This window comes from Synechococcus sp. WH 8016 (genome assembly GCF_000230675.1).
In the GTDB taxonomy this organism is placed as follows: Bacteria; Cyanobacteriota; Cyanobacteriia; order PCC-6307; family Cyanobiaceae; genus Synechococcus_C.
In genome coordinates, this window is sequence record NZ_AGIK01000001.1 from 765,228 (window position 1) to 780,460 (window position 15,233).

At 51.7% G+C, this 15,233-nt stretch carries 18 protein-coding genes; 11 read left to right on the plus strand and 7 right to left on the minus strand.

The genetic code is table 11. The features are described from left to right. Window positions 1-38: 38 nt before the first annotated feature. Window positions 39-551 carry a hypothetical protein gene (locus SYN8016DRAFT_RS03995; protein ID WP_141561354.1) on the minus strand — a complete coding sequence of 171 codons (513 nt, stop codon included), beginning with the start codon at window positions 549-551 and terminating at the stop codon, window positions 39-41. 214 nt (window positions 552-765) lie between these two features. On the opposite strand from SYN8016DRAFT_RS03995, the gene SYN8016DRAFT_RS04000 reads away from it, so the two are divergent. Beyond that, window positions 766-1,230 (plus strand): hypothetical protein, encoded by a 465-nt coding sequence (locus tag SYN8016DRAFT_RS04000; RefSeq protein ID WP_006852997.1) that lies wholly within the window; start codon window positions 766-768, stop codon window positions 1,228-1,230. Between the two features lie 5 nt (window positions 1,231-1,235). Here the strand turns inward: SYN8016DRAFT_RS04000 and SYN8016DRAFT_RS04005 are convergent, their stop codons facing one another. Then, entirely contained in the window at window positions 1,236-1,925 is a 690-nt protein-coding gene (locus SYN8016DRAFT_RS04005) for a hypothetical protein (protein WP_006852998.1), read from the minus strand. 756 nt (window positions 1,926-2,681) lie between these two features. Here SYN8016DRAFT_RS04005 and SYN8016DRAFT_RS04010 point away from each other — a divergent pair. Further along, a complete protein-coding gene (locus tag SYN8016DRAFT_RS04010; protein WP_141561355.1) occupies window positions 2,682-3,107 on the plus strand; it encodes a hypothetical protein in 426 nt (141 codons plus the stop codon). Here SYN8016DRAFT_RS04010 and SYN8016DRAFT_RS15930 read toward each other — a convergent pair. Continuing rightward, window positions 3,101-3,229 (minus strand): hypothetical protein, encoded by a 129-nt coding sequence (locus tag SYN8016DRAFT_RS15930; RefSeq protein ID WP_006853002.1) that lies wholly within the window; start codon window positions 3,227-3,229, stop codon window positions 3,101-3,103. The genes SYN8016DRAFT_RS04010 and SYN8016DRAFT_RS15930 overlap by 7 nt on opposite strands. A gap of 22 nt (window positions 3,230-3,251) precedes the next feature. On the opposite strand from SYN8016DRAFT_RS15930, the gene SYN8016DRAFT_RS04015 reads away from it, so the two are divergent. Beyond that, window positions 3,252-4,442, plus strand: coding sequence for a hypothetical protein (locus tag SYN8016DRAFT_RS04015; RefSeq protein ID WP_006853003.1), 1,191 nt, complete (start codon window positions 3,252-3,254; stop codon window positions 4,440-4,442). Then, entirely contained in the window at window positions 4,439-5,698 is a 1,260-nt protein-coding gene (locus SYN8016DRAFT_RS04020) for an urea ABC transporter substrate-binding protein (RefSeq protein ID WP_006853004.1), read from the plus strand. Before SYN8016DRAFT_RS04015 ends, SYN8016DRAFT_RS04020 begins: the two co-directional genes overlap by 4 nt. Window positions 5,699-5,763: 65 nt before the next feature. Here the strand turns inward: SYN8016DRAFT_RS04020 and SYN8016DRAFT_RS04025 are convergent, their stop codons facing one another. Together SYN8016DRAFT_RS04025 and SYN8016DRAFT_RS04030 are read right to left on the minus strand one after the other, a co-directional pair. Beyond that, entirely contained in the window at window positions 5,764-5,988 is a 225-nt protein-coding gene (locus SYN8016DRAFT_RS04025; protein WP_038013752.1) for a hypothetical protein, read from the minus strand. Between the two features lie 248 nt (window positions 5,989-6,236). Further along, the gene (locus SYN8016DRAFT_RS04030; RefSeq protein ID WP_253909776.1) at window positions 6,237-6,587 is read right to left on the minus strand and encodes a hypothetical protein; all 351 of its coding nucleotides are present in this window, start codon (window positions 6,585-6,587) and stop codon (window positions 6,237-6,239) included. A 432-nt stretch (window positions 6,588-7,019) separates the two neighbouring features. On the opposite strand from SYN8016DRAFT_RS04030, the gene SYN8016DRAFT_RS04035 reads away from it, so the two are divergent. Continuing rightward, window positions 7,020-7,466 carry a hypothetical protein gene (locus tag SYN8016DRAFT_RS04035; RefSeq protein ID WP_141561356.1) on the plus strand — a complete coding sequence of 149 codons (447 nt, stop codon included), beginning with the start codon at window positions 7,020-7,022 and terminating at the stop codon, window positions 7,464-7,466. A gap of 438 nt (window positions 7,467-7,904) precedes the next feature. Here the strand turns inward: SYN8016DRAFT_RS04035 and SYN8016DRAFT_RS04040 are convergent, their stop codons facing one another. Both SYN8016DRAFT_RS04040 and SYN8016DRAFT_RS04045 read right to left on the minus strand, forming a co-directional pair. Beyond that, the gene (locus SYN8016DRAFT_RS04040; protein ID WP_006853008.1) at window positions 7,905-9,167 is read right to left on the minus strand and encodes a pitrilysin family protein; all 1,263 of its coding nucleotides are present in this window, start codon (window positions 9,165-9,167) and stop codon (window positions 7,905-7,907) included. After that, complete coding sequence (locus tag SYN8016DRAFT_RS04045) at window positions 9,164-10,360, minus strand: pitrilysin family protein (protein WP_006853009.1); 1,197 nt, start codon at window positions 10,358-10,360, stop codon at window positions 9,164-9,166. Before SYN8016DRAFT_RS04045 ends, SYN8016DRAFT_RS04040 begins: the two co-directional genes overlap by 4 nt. A 120-nt stretch (window positions 10,361-10,480) precedes the next feature. Here SYN8016DRAFT_RS04045 and SYN8016DRAFT_RS04050 point away from each other — a divergent pair, with 120 nt between their 5' ends. The 6 genes from SYN8016DRAFT_RS04050 (at window position 10,481) to SYN8016DRAFT_RS04070 (ending at window position 15,230) form a co-directional block, all read left to right on the plus strand. Then, window positions 10,481-11,218, plus strand: coding sequence for a phycocyanobilin:ferredoxin oxidoreductase (locus SYN8016DRAFT_RS04050; RefSeq protein WP_038013755.1), 738 nt, complete (start codon window positions 10,481-10,483; stop codon window positions 11,216-11,218). Continuing rightward, a complete protein-coding gene (locus SYN8016DRAFT_RS04055) occupies window positions 11,215-12,120 on the plus strand; it encodes an HlyD family efflux transporter periplasmic adaptor subunit (RefSeq protein WP_006853011.1) in 906 nt (301 codons plus the stop codon). Before SYN8016DRAFT_RS04050 ends, SYN8016DRAFT_RS04055 begins: the two co-directional genes overlap by 4 nt. Continuing rightward, window positions 12,117-13,289, plus strand: a complete 1,173-nt coding sequence (gene devC, locus SYN8016DRAFT_RS04060) for an ABC transporter permease DevC (protein ID WP_006853012.1) — start codon at window positions 12,117-12,119, stop codon at window positions 13,287-13,289. Before SYN8016DRAFT_RS04055 ends, devC begins: the two co-directional genes overlap by 4 nt. 4 nt (window positions 13,290-13,293) lie before the next feature. Beyond that, on the plus strand, window positions 13,294-13,986 hold the full coding sequence (locus SYN8016DRAFT_RS04065; RefSeq protein ID WP_006853013.1) for a DevA family ABC transporter ATP-binding protein: 693 nt from the start codon (window positions 13,294-13,296) through the stop codon (window positions 13,984-13,986). 38 nt (window positions 13,987-14,024) lie between these two features. After that, complete coding sequence (locus tag SYN8016DRAFT_RS14960; RefSeq protein ID WP_006171625.1) at window positions 14,025-14,180, plus strand: hypothetical protein; 156 nt, start codon at window positions 14,025-14,027, stop codon at window positions 14,178-14,180. 117 nt (window positions 14,181-14,297) lie between these two features. After that, a complete protein-coding gene (locus tag SYN8016DRAFT_RS04070) occupies window positions 14,298-15,230 on the plus strand; it encodes a glycosyltransferase family 2 protein (protein ID WP_006853014.1) in 933 nt (310 codons plus the stop codon). Window positions 15,231-15,233 lie beyond the last annotated feature (3 nt).

Consider the following 15,233-nt stretch of genomic DNA (forward strand, 5'->3'; position numbering starts at 1 on the left):
ATTTTAGCGATTGTCCGACACTAAATATATTCAAGCTATTACTGATATTGTCTGGCGATGATTTCTCTAATTGCTTCTTGTTTTGCTTCAGCCTTAATCTGTTGATACTGTTCTTCTTGCAATCGTTCCCATGGCGTCATTCCACCACCTTTGGCTCGGAGAACATTATCTGATACAGATTGTCCAGCAATGTCACCACCGATAGATCCAACGTAGTCAATGCCTAGTCCAACCATTGGGTTCTTTACTCCTAGTGCACCACGCAATCCAACACCACCAATTGCACCACCAAGACCTGAACCAACTCCGGCGACAATCTTGTCAGTCATGTCTCCAGGTGTTTGCATTCCATACATAGCTCCAAACATCAAATCAGGAGCAAGCGACATTGCAAGTTCGCCTTTTCCCATCTGACCAATTGAGCGAGACAAGTTTCCACCTGCCTTAGAGCCAATTGTTTTTCCTAAACCAAGTAGAGCTTTACCAGCCTCAGTTATTAGTCGCATGTCAAGCAGCTTGAAGTGTGTTGTTCGTTGCGATTGACGCTGCATTAATTGCAAACCTTGCGACGTCGCTTGGCTTCACGTTCAGCTTCTTCGCTGTCTCTGCCAATAGACGCTGTTCTTCAGCAGTCATGCGAAAGCTAAAACGAACTGACTTAGTTTGACTTTCAGTATTCTTCATTCTTGAATCTCCTGTTGATATAACTATTTTAACAATACCAATTCTAATATGTCTGACATAGAATATATTTAAGACGATTTAATGAATATGCTTGCCTCATTAGAAGAAGCCTTTCTAGCACCAAATGTTGACGTATCAGAAGATGAACTTGACGCTCTACATTTAATAGCATCTAATTACACAAATCATCTGCTCGATATTAGGGAGAGTACTGAAGTTCCCCCATCAGTTACAGACGACTGTTTATTTGCAATGGCTCACTGGGCTGCATTGTTGGAGCCACTGAAAAGTACGCACTACTTTCTTGCTGAAGCAATGGAAGCTCGCGATGACGCCAGCGATTTAGTTATTCATAGTTCTGAAATTCAGCAAGCCTGTAAGTCTGTCTTAAGTCAGATGTTTCTGATTTCTTGTAATATCTATCGCTTGCAGGATGACCTGGAACAGAACCCAGATCTTCTCAACCACATGACCTCAGTCATGGACAAAATGTTTGAGGAAGCGGGTGTACCTCAAGGAGATATCCAACTTGAACTGTTCTCTTAATTCAGCTACTGATCTAACCACTTTTTCTTGAAGTTATTAGCAAGCTGATTCGAAGTCACGTCTTTCATCCAAAGCTTTGCTTTCTCGCTGAGTTCAACGAATGGCTTGGGTTGATACAAAGGCTTCTGAACCTTCCCATCGATCATGAGCTCAGTGGCGTCATACACGATCCTCTGGCAGTTTTCTTTCCCGTGCTGGCTCGTGCTTTTCGCTGTATTCGTATGGCCAATGCTTTTGGTGAAGACGAAGTAGAACCACTGCTCCAGTTGTTCGTCTACCTCCTCAAGGCTGTAATCACCGTTCGGCTCAACCTTCGCCTTCACTTCTGCCTTCACCTGGGCGGCAACGTCGCTAAACAGGCTTTTGGTCAGCTTCGCTCCCTGTAGTCCACCGATCTTTAGGTTCGTGACACTGATAGCTGACTTCAAGTCGCTTGCGATTAGCCAGCTGACATAAAGAGAATGCAGATCGCGAGGCGTGTTACTGACGGCTAAAAAGCTGCAAGCCTTACAAAGCAGCACAGTCATATCACTCATTGCTTCCGCAATGCTGCCGATTCCGTCTTGAATTAGCAGGAGCTTCCTTGCGTGAGCTTCTTGAAGAGCGTCTGGTGTTCTTGTCGCTTTCCATGCTTTGTCGATGCTTTCACCAAGCAGCTGCTCGTACCTCAGAACAAGGCCTAATTCCGCCGCCATCGCTTACGTCCTTTGATAAACCAGAATAGATCTCCGTGTGATATGCGTGTGAATATGTTTTTAAAATTTCCACAAGCGTTTGCCTGACTTGGATTAGAAAGAACGAAGCACACTTTGGGGTAGTGGGGGTCGTGGGTTCAAATCCCGCCGCTCCGATTTCAAACAAAAACTCAAATCCCATTCATCAAGCCGGTCCTCTAGGGCCGGCTTTTTTGTGATCTGGATTGACGTTGCATCAGCAGCATCGATTCGCCAAGCAGGTTGATCCCATACACATCCGCTTGATCCGGAAGCAAATGGTCCTTGTTGAAAAGCAATGAAAACCGAGAAGGCCGCAAAGACAACCGATCTGTCCCGCCAACACCAGTTTTTTAAAGCTCAATAGACAACAATCACATTTCCTGAAAACATAAATAACCAAACAAATTCATTGCGACAGAACAGATCGACTCCATACCCCACCTACTTATTCTCAAGCCGATGAATCCACCAAGAAAGCAAAACGTACAGAACAAGAGCGGCCACAAGAGTGACCCTCATCAAGCCATAATGAGAAAAGCCTAAGAAATGAAGCACTTTTTCTATAACAACACCCAAAAGAAAATATCCCCCAAGATGATATGGCTTCAACCAGGTCATAGAGCTTCACGCCAATAAAATAGTTGATAGTCAACAATCACACCCTTGAGTATAGTATGAAATCAAGCAAGGGATGCCATGAAATCGGTAAAAATACTCTTATTCATCCTCGCAATCATGGGCATGTCCGGATTTGAACTAGAACAAGAGAAAGACTTTTTTTCATCAAAAGCACGCGCATTTGAAAAATGCGAAGACTGGAAAGATGAAGGCAGAGTCCTAATTTACGAAACAAAGATAAACATCGCCGAAGAAGCCTCGAGGTTTGGGATTGAACACCCCGAACCTCATTCTCTGTTGTACGAAAATGACAAAGACAAACTAAATTCGGCTAATGCTAGATATGAATGGAACAAAGCCAGGATGGATTTCGCAGCCAGCAATCCAAGCAAAAAAACAAAAGTCTCTTCACGCCTTTGCAAATACGTACCAAAGCAAAGATTATTTGAAGGCTATGAGAACAAACTCATACAGGATGGATCCTGGAAGGATGAAGAGGGCATGAGAGGCAAGATGCAAAAAGCAAAACAATTCCATTACTGATCAACCTCGAAAAGCATGACCCCAGCCTGCAGAATCACTCCACAAGCTTGGAGCAACAGCCCTTCGTTGCCGTTGGTCTCTATCAGCAAGCCAAAGACGCCGCCATCGCCAGAAGGCGTCATGCTGAACAAAGAGTGACAGCTTATGGGCCGGTTCTCACGACATTCCCCGGATTGGTCACGCCAAGGATGGCGCCATCGCCGCAAGTTCATCATTTTGATTGTGCTTGCGGCACTGGCCATGGGCTTCGTGCTCACGAACCGAGGGCCTCTCATCCCCCCAAACCAGAGCGCAAGGCAACACCAAGCCACCGAAACCGCCACCAAACCCCCCATCGAAACCCCGGCGGGGCTGGAGGAGGTCACGATGTCGGCGGAGCTACTGGAGCAGCACCCCTTTATCTACGCAGGAATCAATCTCGAAAAGATTTACGAGCTCAATCTGCACTCACGCACCTTCACCGCAGATGGGGAAATTTGGCTGGAGTGGCTTCCGAATGTCGACAAGTTGCTCAAAGCCAACAACACAGATCCAGCAGAACTAATCCATCTAACAAACAGAATCGAAACCTGGGATTCCACATTCGAGCCAACAACCAAAACCCCAACGGAACTGTCTGGAGGGCGCCATCAACAGTCCTATCACTTTTCCAGCCGTTTCTATGACGATGCGGTTGATTTCCGTCGTGATCCATTCGATGTACTTCGGCTCCCAATCATCGTTGAGCTCAAACCGCGCTGGACATCACAAAAATACGCGGACATTCGCCTTTTACCGGAACCAACCCCCTACGGATTAGTAGGTGCTCTGGGATCCCTCAGTGGTTACGAACTCAAAAGCGTTTCATTCACGCCATACCTTCGTCAGGCGACGAACCAACTCGGTACCTGGTACCGACCAACGCTCGCGCAAGTTCGATTAGAGCTGAACTACCAAACCAATCTTTGGCCCGGCATTGTGAATTGGATCATCCCATTGATGATCATCAACTCAATCGTGCTGATGGCACCATCGGTGGAAGGAACGCTCTCCGACGTTCGCCTAGCCATCCCCTCCACAGCTCTGCTCACGCTGATTTTCTTGCAGCAGTCGTATCACGCATCCCTTCCCAAGATCCCCTACACCACCTTTCTCGACGACCTCTTCACAACGAGCTATCTGATCTCCATGGCGCTCTTCGCCTTATTCACGTGGGGATACAACAGCTTTGCAGCAGCATCCGAGGCCGACAAACCCAAGGCGATCAAGATGATCAATCGAGCCGATTTAACCTTCCAGATCATCTCGCTCTCTCTTCTGGTTTTAACCGGATTCATTAGTTGGGGGGTGCGATGAAACGCCTGCTCTGGCTCGCCGGACTACTCGGGGCCTCGCTGCTGAGTTCTTGCAACAACTCGCCGTCGAGCCAACCTGTCAGCAGTGTGAATGTTGGGATTCTGCATTCACGCAGCGGCACCATGGCGCTTTCAGAAAACACGGTCGCTGAGGCGGAACGACTGGCGATCGAAGAAATCAACGCTGACGGCGGCCTCAACCTCAATGGGCGACGTGTCCTCCTGAGAGCGATTGAAGAAGATGGAAGGTCGGATCCAGCAACGTTTGCGCGGCAAGCCGCCAAGTTGCTCGATACGCAAAACGTTGTCGCCGTTTTCGGTGGATGGACCTCCTCTAGTCGTAAGGCGATGATCCCTGTCTTCGAAGCGAGAGGTGGGCTGCTGTTCTACCCGGTTCAATACGAGGGGCAGGAATGTTCAGCATTTGTGGTCTATGGCGGCTCCGTTCCCAATCAGCAATCCACACCGGCCGTTGCATGGATGCTCGCCAACAAAAGCAAGCAATTGGTCTTGATTGGCTCGGACTATGTCTACCCAAAAACCGCTAATCAGATCATCCGCGCCCAGGTCACTCAGGCAGGGGGCACGGTGATTGATGAGCTCTACCTACCCCTAGGGAGCCAAGCCGTGGAACCACTCATTCAAGCGATTGCTAAGGCTCGTGCGACGAAGCCAGTGGTCGTCATCAACACACTCAATGGCGACAGCAACATCGCTTTCTTCCAGGCTCTCAACAAGGCTGGGCTCGTCGGCGATCCCAACCTGAGCGTGCTCAGCCTGTCGGTATCAGAGGAAGAGGCGATCGCGATCGGCTCTAACAACATGAGCGGAAGCTACGCCAGCTGGAGTTATTTCCAAAGCTTGGACAGCGAGGCATCCAAAGAGTTTGCTGCACGCTTTCGACAACGCTATGGCTTTCACCGTGTGATCAATGATCCAGCAGAAGCGGGCTACAGCCTGGTGCATCTCTGGGCCAAAGCCGCTGAAGCCGCCAACAGCACCGATCCCGCCAAAGTGCGCAAAGCACTGATCGGCACTCGTTTTGAGGCCCCTCAAGGATTGCTTTCCATCATGCCCTCGCAGCATCTGCGCAAACGCTCTCTACTGGGTCGAGCAGATCCAAGCGGACGCTTCATCGTGCAAGAGAATTTCGGTGTAATCGATCCCATCCCTTGGAACCCCGCCCTAGCCGAATCGGCGGAACGGCAATGCGATCACAGCAAAACCCCCATAAGAAAGCTGAGCGAATCGCGCTGAAACCTGTGGTGTCTGCCTAAGGCGCGCAGGCAAAAAAGACTTTTGCGGCATGCCTTGCTCTGGGCTCACTCCCAGGTCGCTGTGCAGCGATAAGAGGTTTCGCCCCCCATGCCGATCTCAATGGATCTGCATGAGGTACCAGTTACTTTTTTTCCCTCTGGCACTTTGGACAAGGCCCTATTGGTGGCAACCTCTTCATCCATCGCCTCTTGAGTTGCTGATCCGGCCCAGGCACCCCCGCAGGGACCGATCACCATGGTGGCAACTGCAAATAGAAGAATCGCTTTCATAACGAAGAGCTGAGAACCATAAACACGCTTTAGCAACACATTCAAAAAATGCCCGAAAGCGAACCGATCTCTCCGATCTGAACGATTGCCCTATAACAAAAGGATGTGTATACAACAAACAGACCAATCACTCCCAACAAAAAGATAAAACCGGAACGTTAATCAAAAACACCAATCAATCATCAAAAACAATCATTCGCACAAGGCAGATATCATCCATGCCCAACAACAAGTGAAATCTTGATGAATTATTTAGTTACAAACAACTCACCTGCCATGGTTTTGTAGCGCTTGAGCGATGCACCTGGACGACGCCTCCGATTAGGCAAACCTTGTCCGGGCAACAACATTTTTGGTGCAAAATTAACCTGAGGAGCTGCATCAAGCAATTTTTGCGATTCCGCGAGCTCTTGGGCAATTGATTCTGCTGTTGTCAATGCTGACGCGGGAACAGCTTCAGTCGAGTCGGCATCCACGTCCCCGACAAGAGTTTCCGTCTGAGAAGACGTTGAAGTGGTTGAGGTGGAAAGAGATGCCGGCGTACGAGCGAGCGGACGGAGAAGCACAAACCCCAGCATCAATGACAGAAGAGAGGCCATCGTGCTGGGGAGACCAAGTGAACGCCCCAAGAAATTCCAAATGATTCCTGACCCCGCGAGACCAAAAACGCCAATTGCCGCAAAGAGCGGGCCAATGAGCTTGAAGAGTAAATTTTTCATCTCGTCATTTTGACGTGTTGCGACCCTTTGCCGTGAGTCATTTCACTCAGGAGCGCAGGAAAAGCTAGAGCACGTCGCAATCACCAATGCATGAACGAGAGTGATGACAGGTCTAAAAAAGTCCTGAGGACTTATCGATCAACACGACCACCCGAAAAAGGATCTTTCACCACATTCACTGAGCAGAAGTCGACTTACAGTTTTGAGACATGGTTCATCATCTGGATGTAACGTCCGCAGAACAAAGGAACAACAAAACATTCAGAGCTCTCGCAAAAGCGCGGAATCTATTCACTCTCCTAACCATCATGCATGGCAAATTCACCTCACAATATGAGCCGTTTCAAAACCTTTGCCACGAACTCATTTCTGGAGTATCGAACCCACCCAACTTCTCAGCTAAATTATTATGCAGGACAAAGACACGGTATAGTTAGAAAAATGAATTCAAAGATGATGCGCCTTCCAAAAATTGGACTGATGCTTCTTCTCGCAACAGCTTCACCATTGATAGCGGCTGAGACCAGTGAGTGGGAAAAGCGGGGGGAGAAGCTTTGCCGTGAAGACACAGAGTTCTGTGAATTCTTCGCTTTGACCTCAACCCTTTCAGGCATTTGTCAAATCTACATGCAAGGCATCATCACCAAGGATCAGTACCTGAAAGCCATCGATCTATACAGCAACCCACAGACACCAACAAAGAGTTCTAAAGAGGCCTTCAATACCCACAAAAGAATTGGCTGCCATTACGACAACTAGGAATAACAATATTATAAATACTACAATAACTTAAACCTTCAAAACAATTTTTATGCTCCAGAATCAATAGATCTAGACAGTGAACAAAATTTCACTCTGGAAATGCATGTACGCAAAAGATGAGAACCAAAAGAGAATAAATTTAAAACTTTAACAATAAATCTTGATAGTGACAGTATCCACATCTCAAAGGCAAGCCCATGCCTTCGTTTCGTCAATCGCCCACATTAAGGTTGCAACTATTTTCAACAAAAGAAACAATCCGCACGGATATTTAAAAATATTTGCAAACAGCAAAACAAGATGCAGCCATCTTGAATCTATTTTTCTCATTCACAAAAAACTCCATCAAAAATCAATCCATCAAGTCGCTTACGAAAAATCTTTGGCCGAAGGAGTTAGGCGCTTGTTTTAAGGCAGTTGGAAGATTTTGGACGCTCAGCGTTTGCCAAGCCCTTGTTGCCATCGATCAGCCAGTGATTCGATAGCCGCTTGTGGTCCACAGAGGCTGAGAAGGGGATCAGCCAGGTGACGAGAAGCCGCCAAGCGCAGTGCAGTGCCATCGAGAGTCTCCATAGCCTCCATGCAGCGATGGTCATGGTTATCGGGCAAGCCAAGGCCTCTGAGCTGGGCTCGCCGTTCGGCTCTCTGACCTGTTGTTTGCGAGGCATGGGCCAACTGACCACGAAATTTGGCACGCGCCAGATTGAGGTCCGCGCTGACAAGCGTGTGTTCCATCAGTTCCTTCCAACTCATCATCAGCAAATCCAAGCTGGTTAAGGCCTTATCAACAGCGGTGGATGCATGCAGAACAAATGGTGAGGCTTTGGCCCTTGCTGGATGGTGAACGCCTACGTCGTAGGCCACGCCATGGTCTTCGCGAAGCCGGCGAAACAACAGACTCGACATGCCAGTAGCAAGATGGGTTTGCAACAAGCGCAGGGCAAGGTCATCTGGATGTCCGTGAGGAAGCGTTGGCTGACCCAGCATCAGCACAACCTGTTCGGTTGACTGAGGGTGGAGGTGAACGGTTTGTTTCGCACGCAGGGGTGGTTGATCAAGGGAATCTTGAGCGGCCAGATCCGATTCCATTGATTTGGATTGAGGGCAAATTCCATCCGCTTGAAGTTGATCCAACAATCCAGCTGGAATCGAACCCGACAACGCCAAAATCGCTCCCTCGGCGCTGAGCGATGTAGCAATCGGCCTTAGCGACTCAGCATTCAGTTGCTCCAACTCCTCCGCAACGCCCAGGGGGTCATGTCCATAGGGGCCCTCGCCATAGGCCAGATGCCGCCAGCCATCAAAGGCCACATGGAAAGGGTCTTCTCTTTGACGCTGCAACGCCTGAAGGCTCAACTCCCGCTCCAGATTCACCTGATCGGCTTGCAGATGGGGTTCATGAACCATCGAGCCCAAGAGGGGAAGCAATTGGGAGCTATCGAGATCCCGGCATTTCATGCTGATCAGCAAGCCATCTTCGTTGGTGTCGCAGCGCAGGCCTGCCCCACAACCCTCCACTAGATCGGCCATTTGCATGGCATCGAGGGAGCCACAGCCGCGAGTCAAGACGGATGCCAACAGCTGATGCGCTCCCCTCTGGCCGATTGGATCAGCAGCGCTTCCGCGTCCGATCCACAATTTGGCAGCCAACACACCTGGTGTCTGAACCGGATCCAAAACCAAATCGGTTGTGCTCACTCCGAGTCCTCCGGTAAGGCCAACAGAGTGAAGGCTTGATCAGGTTGCAAAAGCGGTAGCAAGGACTGTTGCAAGCGTTCAACCGTCCAGGTCTGCATATGGCTGAGCGGAGACAACAACGTTTGGGTTCGCCCCCATAGGGATTGGGATCCAGCAATGGCAGCCACGGATCCAGGCGCTTCCAAGCTGAAGCGCAGGCCATTTCCCACCAATTGCTGTGCCCGATGCAGCTCCTCACTAGCGATGGCTTCCAGCGAAGCCCGTTTCAATTCTTCCTCGATCACGGCTTCAACCTGAGCGATCTGGTCCTCTGGGCAGCAGGCTTCCAACATCACCACACTTCCCTGTTCCATCACCGTGACGTCCATATCAATGGATTCCACGATTTGTAGATCTTCCCTTAACCGTTGCACCAATCGACTCCGCCTTCCCTCGGCCAGAAGAGTCGTGGCGAGGTCTGCGCCCATCACGCTGTCTTGATCGTTGGCTGCCGCCATCGGCCATGCCATCAGCAACCGTGCTGCTTCCAGGCGAGGGAATCGGGTGCTTTGTCGTCCGCTTTGAAACGCAAGCGAACGAGAGGCGGATGCACGTTTGTCCCCCTGGTCAAGATCGCCTTGAAGCTCGGAGAGGCGGCTCGAGTGGATCTGCTCCAACAAACTCGCTGTCACAGCGCCACTGATGGCCAAACAACAGTTGGGGCCGCGATACCTCCTGCTGTGAAATTGGCGCATTCCCTCTGGAGTGCTATCGATCAAGCTCTTCTCCCAACCAAGAATGGGACGGCCGTAGGGATGCTGTCCAAAGCCTTGAGACAACAAGGTTTGGAACACCTGCTCGTCGGGTTGATCTCGGTACTGAGCGATCTCTTCAAGCACCACATCCCTCTCCATGCCGTAGGCGTCCTCCCTCAGCGCCGGATTCAGCACAAGGTCAAGCAACAGGTCGAGAGCGTTTTGAGCGCAGCTGGAAGGCACCAAAACGTGGAAGTGCACATCATCAAAACCCGTAGCCGCATTGCTGCTGCCACCAAGGGCCTCAATCCGACGATCAAATTCGCCGGCCTGCAACGTTGCACTGCCCTTAAACACCATGTGTTCTAAAAAGTGGGCAAGGCCCTCTTCCCCTTGGTCTTCCCAGGTACTTCCGGCTCGACACCAAAAGTCGAGACAGGTGAGGTCTGCGTCTGGCATCAGGGCAGTCACGGTTCGACAACCGTTTTTCAAGAGCTGATGCTGCAGCCCAGGGCCGGAGGCGATCTCGTTCAGGGTCCCGTGTCAAAGTCCCATTCTGTTCTGTCCCTCGCTGGACTGATGTCCGAATCCACCAACGGTCTTGAATTGCATCCGCTGGTGACCTCCCTAGCGGAGCAAATTCGCACGTGCCGGACAGCTCTCCCCGACCTCTCTCCTCTCGCTGTAGACCCAGCATTGGAGGCGATCAGCGGCATGCTGGATGGTGAAACGCTCTTCATTCGCAACGAGCTGCATCAATGCCTTGGTCTCCGCAAACTGCACCTTGAGATTGCTCGCCTAGGCATGGGATTGCAGATCCTCCACTGCGTCTTTTTTCCAGATCCGAGGTTCGACCTACCCGTATTTGGTGCCGATATTGTTGCCAGCAAAGCGGGCATTTCGGCGGCGATCGTTGATCTCTCCCCTGTCTGCGAAGCCTTACCAGAGGCGGTGAGTCAACCGCTCAGTGCTCTTCAATTGCCGCCGTTTCAGCAGGTAAGAGACCTGCCCGCGTGGGGAACCATTTTTTCCCCTTATGTGAAATTCATTCGACCCGTTGATCAGCAAGAAGAGACCTGGTTCGTTGACCTTGTTGCTGACTATCTCAACATCCTGCGCCAGGCGATTCTGGCAACCGCTCCCGATGCTCTTGATTCACTCCCTACGATCGATCGTCATCAAGGCCAACTCTCCTATTGCCGGCAACAGAAACGCAACGACAAGACCAGACGCGTCTTAGAGAAAGCCTTCGGCAGCGCTTGGGCCGATCGCTACATCGAGGAAATGCTCTTCGACGATCCTCCACCTCTTCCATGAAGCAATTACCTCTATGGGTGATGGTTGGGGTGCTCGGAGCTGCCGTTGTCGGAGCCGGTGTCTGGATCACGCGCCGGCCGGCAACGAAAGTCCAACCGGCTGCCGCGGTTCAAAAAGTACGTGCTCCGGAAGCGGTTGCTGCCCTCGGTCAACTCAAGCCAGCAGGAGAAGTCCGTCGCTTGGCGGCTCCGGCGAGTGGCTTTGGAGGTACGCCGCGCATTGCCGCCTTGCTGGTGAAGGAAGGGGACAAGATTCGCAAGGGTCAACCCTTGGCAACCTTTGATAACCGACCCCAAATCGAAGCCGAAATCGCTGAGGTGGACGCCCAAATCCAATCGGCTGCGCTCGAAGTGAAACTGCAACAGCGAGAGGTTTCCCGCTATGCAGCCGCGGCCAAGGTGGGAGCAGCTGCCATGGTGCTCTATGAGGAAAAACAAGATGAGCTCAAACGCTTTCAACGGGAAGGCGTCGAGCTGAGCGCAAAGCGACGAAGCCTCGAGGCCGACCTTGCTGAAAGCGAACTGCTCTCTCCCATTGATGGCGTCGTGCTCAAAATTCATAGCCGCGTCGGCGAGCGTCCGGGCAGCGACGGTGTGATGGAGGTAGGAGCCAGCCAAACCATGGAGGCCCTGGTGGAGGTGTACGAGTCGGATATCAATCGAATTTCAATCGGCCAATTCGTCACCCTGACCAGCGAAAACGGCGGATTTAAAGGAACACTCGAGGGGCGTGTGGAGCGCATCACCCCGCAGGTGCGACAGCGAAAAGTTCTTTCCACCGATCCCACTGGAGATGCCGATGCCAGGGTGATTGAAGTGGATGTGGTTCTTTCTCCAGAGTCGGAAAAAAGAGTGACGCAACTCTCTGGTTTGAAAGTGATAGCCCGCTTCAAGACCCCATGATCCGAGCCTTCTGGCAGCGGCGCAGGATTCCATTGGCATCCTTGATGCTGATCCGCCAACCCGTGCGTTTAGCGGTTGCTCTGGCAGGCATCAGCTTCGCCGGAATTCTGATGTTCATGCAGCTGGGCTTTCGCGACGGCCTGTTTGACGCCAGCGTCACCGTCCATCGTCTGTTCGATGCAGACATTGTGTTGATCAGCCCGCGCTCCACCAGTTCCGTGAGCATGGCCGGCTTCCCCCGCAGGCGACTGATTCAGGCCATGGCCGCTCCTGAAGTGGAGGGAATTACGCCCGTCCACTGGAATCTGCTGCTTTGGAGAAATCCCGAAACCCTAGGGACACGATCCATTCTTGCGCTGGGGTTTGAACCCAACCATCCCCTCTTTACCGATCCAACATTGGCAGCAAAAGCCAAGCTGCTTACCCAGAAAGGCCGCGTCTTATTTGACGAAAAATCGCGAGCAGAATTTGGTCCTGTTGCTCAATGGTTTCGGGAGGGACGCACCGTTGAAAGTGAAATTGCTGGCAAAAGAGTTCGCGTAGCCGGTTTGATTGGCCTTGGAGCGTCCTTTGGTGCTGATGGGAACTTATTAACGAGCAGCGAAACATTTCTGGATCTAATTCCAAATACCCCTTCGGGAAGCATCGAGGTGGGATTAGTTCGCTTAAAAGATGGGAGTGATGCGGAGCAGGTAGCGCAACGCCTCCAATCCCAACTTCCCGACGATGTCACAGTGCTGACCAAGCAAGGATTCATCGATTTCGAGCAAAATTATTGGCGTACAAGTACATCAATCGGCTTCATTTTCACCCTCGGTGCCGCAATGGGCTTCGTGGTGGGCTGCGTGATTGTGTATCAGGTTCTTTATTCAGATGTCAGCGATCATCTGCCCGAATACGCCACCTTGATGGCTATGGGTTACAAGCTCAACAGCTTGCTCGGCGTAGTGGTCAGAGAAGGTCTGTTGCTGGCTCTGTTTGGCTATCTACCCGCTTATGCCGCGGGACAGGGCTTGTACTTGCTGGTGCGTAACGCCACCCAGTTGCCCGTGGCGATGAACACGGTGCGGGCCGTGAGTGTTTTCAGCATGATTTTGATCATGTGCATGCTCTCGGCTGGTCTTGCCATGCGCCGACTCGTGGATGCCGATCCGGCGGAGATTTTTTAAGGCGATGGCAACGAGCTCACTCACCGTTGATATTCATGCGCTGAGCCATTGGTACGGCAAAGGCTCCACCCGCAGGCAGGTGCTGCAAGGGGTGGACTTGCAAATTGCTGCCGGTGAAGTGGTGCTGCTCACCGGTCCTTCCGGCTGCGGCAAAACAACCTTGCTCACCTTGATCGGAGCCTTGCGAAAGGTGCAGGAGGGGGACGTTGAGGTGTTTGGACAGCAGTTACGCGGAGCAGCTCGCGGCCAGCGTCAGCGGTTGCGCCGTCGCATTGGCATGATTTTCCAGGGCCACAATCTCTTGCGCTGCCTCACCGCTGAACAAAATGTGCAGATGGGCGCTGATCTGTTGCCCAATCTTGGCTACAGAGCACGCCGCGATCAGGCACGGGAATGGTTGCGCTCTGTGGGTCTTGAAGACGAGTTAGGGAAGCTTCCCCATGACCTTTCCGGGGGCCAAAAGCAACGCGTAGCGATCGCCAGAGCCCTGGCAGCCAAACCCCAGCTTTTATTGGCCGATGAACCAACAGCGGCCCTCGATAGCGGCACTGGCCGCGAAGTGGTGGAGCTACTGAAGCGCTTGGCGCGCGAACAGTCTTGTTCTGTGCTGATGGTGACGCATGATCCGCGCATCCTTGATGTGGCAGATCGTCTTGTTCGAATGGAAGATGGGCGTCTCTACCAGACGATTCGTTAAGTTGGTCTGAGTAAAAGAGTTGGAATCTTCCAAAACGCATGGCTAAGCGCAGAAACCTCAAGAAGGAAAAGCAGGAGCGCAATCGCGCTTACGCCCGCAAATTCAAGAAGCGCAAGCTCCGCAATGACGGCCGTGGTGAAGGTGCTGGCAACGGCGTAACCGGAACAGCAAACAACGGTGGTGCTGCGGATTGATCGCTTTGGCGTGACCCTGCACCGTTTGCATCAAAACTATTTGAATCCAGAAAGAGGGGGAGACCCCTCTTTTTTGATGGCTTTAGGCTGAAGCCATCTTGCCCCTATTTCGCGCGGATGTTCATCAGCGTCGTCATCCCCACCTACAACCGGCGCTCGATTCTTGAGAAGTGCCTGCTGGCACTGGAACATCAAGATCCCAGCGGGGAAATCGAAAACTACGAGGTGGTTGTCGTCGATGACGGTTCCAGCGACGGCACTCCCGACTGGTTGCGAAAGGACGCCGCTCGCTTCCCCCATGTTCGCCTTGTGGAACAACAGCATGGCGGACCTGCAGAAGGTCGTAATCGCGGCGTTGATCATGCCAAAGGAGATGTGATCGTCTTTATCGATAGTGATTTAGTGGTCACATCAAGCTTTCTCGCATCCCATGCGCGCGCCTTAAGTCGTCGTTGGAATCAGCAGGGAAATCGTCTCTGTTTCACCTATGGCGCTGTGATCAATACAGCCAATTTTGATCAACCAACAGCGGAACGACACAAACTACGCGATCTCTCCTGGGCCTATTTCGCAACGGGGAACGTCGCGATCGATCGGGATGTTTTAGAGCGTTCCGGATTATTTGATGTGGGCTTTCGCCTCTATGGATGGGAAGACCTAGAGCTTGGAGAACGGCTGAGGCAAATGGGCGTTGAGCTGGTGAAATGTCCAGAAGCGGTTGGATATCACTGGCATCCAGCATTTCGCCTAGACCAAATCCCAGACCTGATTCGCGTCGAGCGGGAACGGGCACGCATGGGCTTGGTGTTTTATCGCAAGCATCCCAGTCGTCGCGTCCGGTTCATCATTCAATTCACCTGGTTGCATCGCCTGCTTTGGTCCTTGCTCACCCTCGGAGGTCTCCTCAATGAACGCAGCCTGCGCCCGCTGATGGCCTGGCTGATTCAACGGGGCCAACCATCCCTGGCTCTGGAGTTGTTGCGCCTACCCCTCAACCGGATTGGTGTGGAAGCGCTGTATCGCGAAGCCCGGCAAGCAGGATTGCACTGAATC